This window comes from Mycobacterium sp. 1465703.0 (genome assembly GCF_001672975.1).
GTDB lineage: Bacteria > Actinomycetota > Actinomycetes > Mycobacteriales > Mycobacteriaceae > Mycobacterium.
In genome coordinates, this window is record NZ_LZKU01000250.1 from 1 (window position 1) to 7,103 (window position 7,103).

Here is a 7,103-nt window from a genome sequence, read left to right on the forward strand (position 1 = left end):
GGCCGGCGTGCTGCCGGTCATCACCGCAGGGATGACGCAAGGGCTTGCGGACATCGACGCCATCGTGAACGCGCTGGGCATCACCGGCGCGGGCAACACGCGCGACACGTTGCAAGCGGCGTTGAAAGCGATTCCGAACGAGAACGTCGGCGGCCTGTTGGGGCCCGACAACATCGGCGCGGCGCTACAGGCGACCGCCGACAAGCTGTATCAGGGATTCTCGGGATTGCTTGACGCGGCCGGGATTTCGTTGGAGAACCTGCAATCGTCGGCGCAGAACATGCGCGACAACACCACCAGCGCGGTCACGATCAGCCAAGACACGTCGACCAAGCTCGCCAAGCGAGCCGTCACCAAACCGGGCTACCACGCCAACGACCCCACGGTAGACGTGACGGTGCCGTTCACCAGCATTCCCACCGCCAGCGCCAACACACCGCAGACCATTCCGGTTACCGCGAGCGCCAGCGCGATCGGGTGTCTGAGCACCCCCGACGGCGGCGTCAAGAAGTCGATCACCTGGTGGGGCGGCGCGCTGACCAACATCACCGGCATTTACCTGACGGTCTACTCGATCAACTTGACCACGGGCCAAGAAGACCCGATTTGGCAGTCGGGCAACATTCTTTCCGGCGTCACGGCCAACGTCCAGAACTACTACAACTTGCCCGCAGCCAACTACATCACTACCGGCCAAGGCTATTGGTACGCAGTCGAAATCGCGATCACGGGCAGCGGCACATACAACGTCGCCGGCCTGGTGCACTGGGCGCAAGCCAACACCAACGACTACCCCCACACGCTCGGGCAGACCCGCAACACCAGCGGCGGGGTCGCCGCGTCGTCTATCGCGGTCCCCGTGAGTAGCAACAACATTCCGTTCTTCGGGCTGGCCGGATCAGAGGGCGCCAGCGCGATAGCCCCGGTCACGCAGGAATTCCTAGCGTCTGGCGCGTACAACGTTCCCTCGTGGGCGCAGGTCGCCGGCACGAAGTTCGACATCATCGTGCTCGGTGCTGGCGGGTCGGCGCAGGCCGGCGCGTCGGGTCTGGGCGTCTACGGCTCGGGTGCTGGCGGCTGGGGCGGCCATTTCTACGGCGTCACGCTGACGTACGGCGTCGACATTCCGCTCGGCACAACGCAATTTACGGTCGCGATCGGCGTGGGCGGCGCCTATGTCGGCACGCCGCAGGGCAACGGCCAGCCGGGCGGCGCGACCACCGTCACGGTTCCCGGTTACGGCGCCATCAGCGGGCCCGGCGGCGCGGCGACCACCACGTCGTCGTACTGGTCGAACACGCCCAGCGGTCAAGGCGCGGTCGGCAACAACGGCAACACGTTCATGTTCAACGGCATCCCGTACCCGGGCGGCGCGTCGCAGACCGCCGGCTCATCGACCGGTATCTCGCCGGGTGGCGCCGGCTCGTCGGGCTTTGACGCACCGGGAGGCGCCGGCGCCGGCGGCGCCGCGTGGATTAGGGCATATCAGGGATAGGAGCGCCATGACGACTTGGGAGCTGACCCCGAACGATCCGAACCCGCTGACCGGCTTCGCGAACCCGGTAATCGGCTGGCACGTGACGTTGGCGACCGCGCTCGACGTGCTTGAAGGCTGCAACACGATTTTCGCGGCCGGCTGGGCTTCGCAGCTCGGCCCGCTCGCGACCAGCGACCCGGCCACCCCGATATGGGAGCTAGTGGTCAACAAAGGCAAAGTTCAGGTGGTCGTGAAAGACACCGATTGGTTCGTCTTCGACGGCCAAAACGTTTGGGCAATCGCTGAATCCGACGTGACGGCCGGCTACACCGTGACCGAGCACGTGCATACGACCGGCGGCTAATGGCCGGTCTCGGCTGGGTCACCACGCCGCCCGACCGGTCGCCGCTCTACGGGCCCGGCTGGACGGTCACGCCCGAAGTGCACGAGCTGCCCGGCGTGCCAGGGTGGATTGCTGTCCTGTGGCGGGTCGCGGGCGCGACCGGCCAAGGTGACCCGTCGGCGGTTCTGAAAGCGGTAATCGACGCGCTCGGCGCCGGCGTTGCGGTGCCGTCGGCCGGCGCCGGCGAAACCATCATTGCGGCGCCGGCGACCGCCGTGGCCGACCCGATGGCGTTCTTGGCGGCGCGCTCGCTGGGCGGCGCGATCGGCGAAGGGCACCCGCTGGCCTACGCCGGGCAACTCCACCCGACGGAGGGCTTCGCAACCGGCGACGGCGTGCCGCTGGGGCTCGCGCGGGCACTGTTGACGGCGCCGGCGGCCGCTGCCAGCTCGCCGGCCGGCCTATTGGGACGAATCGGCGTCGTGGGCCCGGGCGTCGGGCGAGCGGCGCCGAGCGGGCTTCTCGGCTCGATTACCGGGTTGCGGGGCGCGGCGACGGGCGTGGGCGTTCCCACGGGCTCGGTTCACGTCCAGCCGCAACTGACGTCGTTCCTGACCGCCGGCGCCTACTCGTACGCGATCCCGTCGTGGGCCAACTTCATCGACGTCATCTTGCTCGGCGCCGGCGGCGCGGGTAACGCCGGCGGCGCTGGAAACGTCACCGGCGGCGGCGGCGCGGCCGGCACATGGGTCGCGGTCACGCTGGTGCGCACCGGTGCGGGCTTCCCGACGGCGGCCGCCATTACCGGCGTCGTGGGCACCGGCGGCCCCGGCGGCACCAGCACCACGCCCGGCACGGCCACAACAGCGACGGCCGCCGGCATGACGGCACTCAGCGCGGCCGGCGGCGCCACGGGCGCCGGCCAGGGCAAGCAACAATCCGGCTACGCGCCGGGCAACAAAGTGTTCAACGGGCAGACCTACCCCGGCGGCACGGCCGGCACCGGCAACGGCGGCGCCGCAAGCGGTAACGGCGCCGGCGGCGCCGGCGGTAACGGCGGCTTTTTCAGTGGGAGCCCGGGCGGTAAAGGCGCGCCGGGCGCCGCATGGTTCTACGCCTACATGTGACACGAAAGGATCGACCGAAATGGCCGCATCAGCAACGTTTCTGCAACAGATGGCAACTCACGCTGGCACATTGGGCGCCACCATCAGTTTGCACAGCGGCGACACCGGCAACAACGGCGCGAACGAGCTCGCCGGCGGCAACCCGGCTTACGCGCGACAAAACACCGTGTGGAGTGACGTCGGCGGCGGCGTCATCACGGGCACGCCATGCAACTTCAACGTTCCGGCCGGCGCGACCGCTTCGTGGTATGGCGTCTGGAACGGCTCGACGTTCCTGTACGGCAAGCCGCTGACCCCGGGCGTCACGCTGACCGGTGCGGCCCAAGGCGTCGTTCAGGTCACCCCGCAGTACAGCGAGACCATGCCATGACCGACGCGGCGCCCAAACCCGAAGCGCCGGCCGCGCCGGCGCGGCCCGAAGTGCGCCAGTGCACCGACCCGACCGACGCCGATTTTGGGTCGGTCGCTGTTCGAAGCGACTCGCCGTTCGGCGCGTGGTTCGTCGGCCGGCCCAGCGGCGCCGGCGCCGGCGGGCACTGGGAAACCACCGACGAGCTCGTCGAAAACTGGCCCGTGCTCAAAGCGCCGGCGGCCAAGACGACCAAGACCAAACCGACCAGCTAGACCCCGCAACAAGTTTCGACCGCCGAGCAGCGACGCCGGCGGTTTTTTCATGCCCACCACACGAAAGGCCCATCAGTGACCGCAGCGTTCCGCACCGACATTCGCCGGCCCCGTTCATCGAATCCCGCGTCGCACGCTGTGCGCAGCGTCGGGGCGGCCTATCACTTCCCGCTGGATAAGGCGACCGGCCGCGGATTCGTCGCCGGCATCATCGAGCTCGGCGGCGGCTTCAACGCCAGACAGGTCGGCAAGTACTTCACCGCGAACGATCTGCCGACACCGACGTTCGTATCGGTGCCCGTCGACGGCGGCCGCAACAAGCAAGACGGGCCCGACGGTGCCGACGGCGAAGTGCAGCTCGACATGATCGTTTTCGGCGCCATCGCGCCGGCGGCGACACAGCGGGTCTATTCCGCGCCGAACACCGACGACGGGTTCATCAAGGCCACCGAGCAGGCGATCGACGAGTGCGACGGCGTGACGATTTCGTGGGGCGGCGCCGAAAGTTCCTGGGACGCCTCTGTGATGGACAAGTTCGCGGCCGTCATCAAGGCCGGCCGCGCGAAAGGCGTGCCCGTGTTCGTCGCCGCCGGCGACACCGGTTCGCAGGATTCCAGCGGCGCCGGCAATCAAGTCGACTTCCCGGCGTCGGCGCCCGACTCAATCGGTTGTGGCGGCACTCGACTGACCCTGACGGCCGCCGGCGAGCGCGCGACCGAAGTCACCTGGGACGACGACGACACCAGCTCGGCCACCGGCGGCGGCGTGTCGAAGCACTTCGCCGGCCGCGACGTGCCCGACATCGCCGGCAACGCCGACCCCGACACCGGGTACGAGGTCATGATCGACGGCGAGTCGGCGGTCATTGGCGGCACGAGCGCGGTCGCGCCGCTGATGCTCGGGCTGTACGCGCTGTTGTGGGAGCTCAACGGCGCCAAGGCGTTCGACTTCATGAACCTTGTGACCGCGAACCCGACCGCGCTGTTCGACGTGACCGCCGGCGACAACGGCGAGTACCGGGCCGGCCCGGGCCGCGACGAAACCACCGGGTTCGGCGTGCCCGACGGCGCGAAGCTGTTGGCCGCGCTGACCGCCGGCACCGCGCCGGCACCGCCAGCGCCACCGATCAGCCCGCCGGCATCTGACCCGCTGGCATCGTTCCCGACCGCATCGGCCGATGTGTGGCTCAAGCACAAGCACAACCACACGAAGATCGAAGCCCAGTTCGCGGCCGATCTTCTCGCGTGGGGCGCGGCGGTCGGTCTCGACCTGACGGCGGCGATCTGATGCGCCGATTCACGCTCAAGCGCACCGAAGACGCGACCGGCGTCAGTGGCGTCGGCACCGTGGCCGAAGGCGTCGAGTTTTCCGACGGCCGCGTCGCATTGCGCTGGACGGTCGGCGAGCACCGGTCGTCGGTCATCTGGGACAGCATCGCCAGCGTCGAAGCCATCCACGGGCACGGCGGCATGACGACGGTCGAATGGGTCGATAACTGATGCCCAGCGTTGACGATTACGCGCTCGCGATCATCGCCGAAGGCGAGCGGGCGAGAACTGACGGGCCCGACGAGCTGCGCCACCCGGTAATCACGGTGCGCGGCATTCAGATCGCGTTGGCAACCGTGTACGTCGAGTCGGATTTCGTGATGTACGCCAACCCGAACAACCCCGAATCCGAGAGTTTCCCGCACGACGCCGACAGCTACGACGAAGACAGCGTTGGCCTGTTCCAGCAGCGAATCGAATGGTGGGGCACCACCGCCGAAGAAATGGACCCGGCCGAGTCGGCGGCGATGTTCTTTCACCACCTGGTCGCGCTGGACGACGACTACAACGACCCGAACGTATCGCCGGGCACGTTCGCGCAAGACGTTCAGGGCTCGGCCTACCCCGACCGCTACGACCAGCGTTTCAACGACGCTGTGTCGCTTTACAACCGACTCACGAATGGGGGCACACCCGTGTCGACAACGACGGCCATCGACCCACGGCTCGCGGCGCTACAGGCCGCGCGGCCCGACTTCAACGAGTATCCGAACTGGTCGACGAACTGCGAGCCGCGCAACGGCGTCACTGTCGACGGCCTGTTCGCGCACACCGAAGACGGCAGTGACACCGACAACGCCGACGGGCTCGCATGGTTCTTGCGGTCAACCGAAGGGACCGACAACCCGCGCTCGTACCACTACACGATCAGCACCGGCTACCCGAAAGACGACGGCGTGACGGTCGTCGACGTCGTAGACACCGACTACGCTGCATGGGCCGTCGGCGCGTCGAATCTCCGGTCGATCAACTATTGCATCGCCGGTTCCGAGTCGTATTGGCTTCGCGCCGACTGGATTCAGCACGCCGCCCGCGCTATCGACGTCATGGCGTACCTGATGGTTCAAGACGCCATCAAGTACAACGTGCCGCCGAAAGTCATTGCCCCGCCGTATAACAGCGACTTGCCGGGCATCGCCGACCACCGGTATTGCTCGGTCTACCTGAAAGACGGCAATGACCACACCGACGTCGACGGGCCCGACGGCCCGTACGGGCCGCCGTTCGTCAAGTTCCCGTGGGACATCTTGACGGCGGCTGTGGCGAAGTACTGGGCCATCGCGAACGCCGCCGCGCCGCCGGCCGACCCGGGCCCGCCGGCCACGTTCGCGGCGCCCGCCGGCGACGAAGCGTTGCGCAAGCTGCTCGAACAGTTCCTTGGACCGTTCGACGAAACGACCGGGCTGTTCACCGGCTGGCCGCAGCTCGCCGGCGACCCGATCGCGCTGGCCGATCTGCAAGCCAAGGTCAACGCCGGCACACCGCTATCACTCGTCGACGGCCTGGCGGCCGAACGTTGGGGCATCAAGCCGGCCAGCTCGGGCGTCACCCCGCCGCCGCCGGCGCCCGCGCCGGCCGCCGAAGACAAGCCGGCCAAGGCGCCCACGAAGAAACCGCCGGCCAAAAAGGCACCCGTGAAGAAACCGCCGGCCAAGAAACCGCCGGCGAAAAAGGCACCCGTGAAGACACCGGCTCGAAAGGCGGCCCGCTGATGGCGACCGACATCAACGGCAAGTGGCTCGGCCTGGGCGTCGGCGACGTCGACGACCCGAACATGCCACGCACAGCGCCGAACTGGAACGCCATCGGCTTGCTCACCGGCAAGTTGCACGACAAGTACCAATGGGCCCGCGACTTGGGCATCACGACGCGCAGCGCGTACGACGAGCTGACAGCGCAAGTCGTCGAGCAATTCTGTGGCCGCGTCGGGCTGCCCGTGATTCGTGACCCGAACGGGTACGCCGTGGCGAACCTGGCGACCCGTACGCGGCTCGGCTCGTACCCGCCGCCACCGGCGCCGACCCACGCGGCGCTGACGGTGCGCGGCACGGGCGGCGTTGTCGGGCAGGACTACACGTCGCTGATCGCGCAGGCGAGCCCCGTGCATCACGAAGTGCCGATGCTGTACGACGCGAGCATGGGCGGCATTCCGGTCGGCGCCGCGACCGACCCGAACGCGCCCAGCGGCGACGAGTGTGCCCAGC

Annotated in this window: 7 protein-coding genes and 2 pseudogenes; all 9 read left to right on the forward strand. The window is 68.4% G+C overall.

Annotated elements, in window-relative coordinates:
- Positions 1-1,495 (forward strand): annotated as a pseudogene (locus tag A5625_RS29720) (hypothetical protein); the annotation flags it as partial.
- A 7-nt stretch (positions 1,496-1,502) separates the two neighbouring features.
- Positions 1,503-1,841, forward strand: coding sequence for a hypothetical protein (locus tag A5625_RS29310; protein WP_066999849.1), 339 nt, complete (start codon positions 1,503-1,505; stop codon positions 1,839-1,841).
- On the forward strand, positions 1,841-2,947 hold the full coding sequence (locus A5625_RS23570) for a hypothetical protein (protein WP_066999852.1): 1,107 nt from the start codon (positions 1,841-1,843) through the stop codon (positions 2,945-2,947). Before A5625_RS29310 ends, A5625_RS23570 begins: the two co-directional genes overlap by 1 nt.
- Before the next feature lie 19 nt (positions 2,948-2,966).
- Entirely contained in the window at positions 2,967-3,317 is a 351-nt protein-coding gene (locus A5625_RS23575) for a hypothetical protein (RefSeq protein WP_066999855.1), read from the forward strand.
- Positions 3,314-3,571 (forward strand): hypothetical protein, encoded by a 258-nt coding sequence (locus tag A5625_RS23580; RefSeq protein WP_066993960.1) that lies wholly within the window; start codon positions 3,314-3,316, stop codon positions 3,569-3,571. Before A5625_RS23575 ends, A5625_RS23580 begins: the two co-directional genes overlap by 4 nt.
- Positions 3,572-3,646: 75 nt before the next feature.
- Complete coding sequence (locus tag A5625_RS23585; RefSeq protein ID WP_156748493.1) at positions 3,647-4,858, forward strand: S8 family serine peptidase; 1,212 nt, start codon at positions 3,647-3,649, stop codon at positions 4,856-4,858.
- Positions 4,858-5,070 (forward strand): hypothetical protein, encoded by a 213-nt coding sequence (locus tag A5625_RS23590; RefSeq protein ID WP_066999862.1) that lies wholly within the window; start codon positions 4,858-4,860, stop codon positions 5,068-5,070. The genes A5625_RS23585 and A5625_RS23590 overlap by 1 nt, the downstream gene beginning before the upstream one ends.
- Complete coding sequence (locus A5625_RS23595; RefSeq protein ID WP_066999865.1) at positions 5,070-6,611, forward strand: N-acetylmuramoyl-L-alanine amidase; 1,542 nt, start codon at positions 5,070-5,072, stop codon at positions 6,609-6,611. The genes A5625_RS23590 and A5625_RS23595 overlap by 1 nt, the downstream gene beginning before the upstream one ends.
- Positions 6,611-7,103: pseudogene (locus A5625_RS23600) on the forward strand (hypothetical protein); the annotation flags it as partial. The gene A5625_RS23595 and the pseudogene A5625_RS23600, both read left to right, overlap by 1 nt.

Excerpts from the sequence above, each read along its gene's own strand:
- A5625_RS29310 (WP_066999849.1), top strand. The coding sequence starts at position 1,503 with ATGACGACTTGGGAGCTGACCCCGAACGATCCGAACCCGCTGACCGGC.
- A5625_RS23570 (WP_066999852.1), top strand. The coding sequence starts at position 1,841 with ATGGCCGGTCTCGGCTGGGTCACCACGCCGCCCGACCGGTCGCCGCTC.
- A5625_RS23575 (WP_066999855.1), top strand. The coding sequence starts at position 2,967 with ATGGCCGCATCAGCAACGTTTCTGCAACAGATGGCAACTCACGCTGGC.
- A5625_RS23580 (WP_066993960.1), top strand. The coding sequence starts at position 3,314 with ATGACCGACGCGGCGCCCAAACCCGAAGCGCCGGCCGCGCCGGCGCGG.
- A5625_RS23590 (WP_066999862.1), top strand. The coding sequence starts at position 4,858 with ATGCGCCGATTCACGCTCAAGCGCACCGAAGACGCGACCGGCGTCAGT.
- A5625_RS23595 (WP_066999865.1), top strand. The coding sequence starts at position 5,070 with ATGCCCAGCGTTGACGATTACGCGCTCGCGATCATCGCCGAAGGCGAG.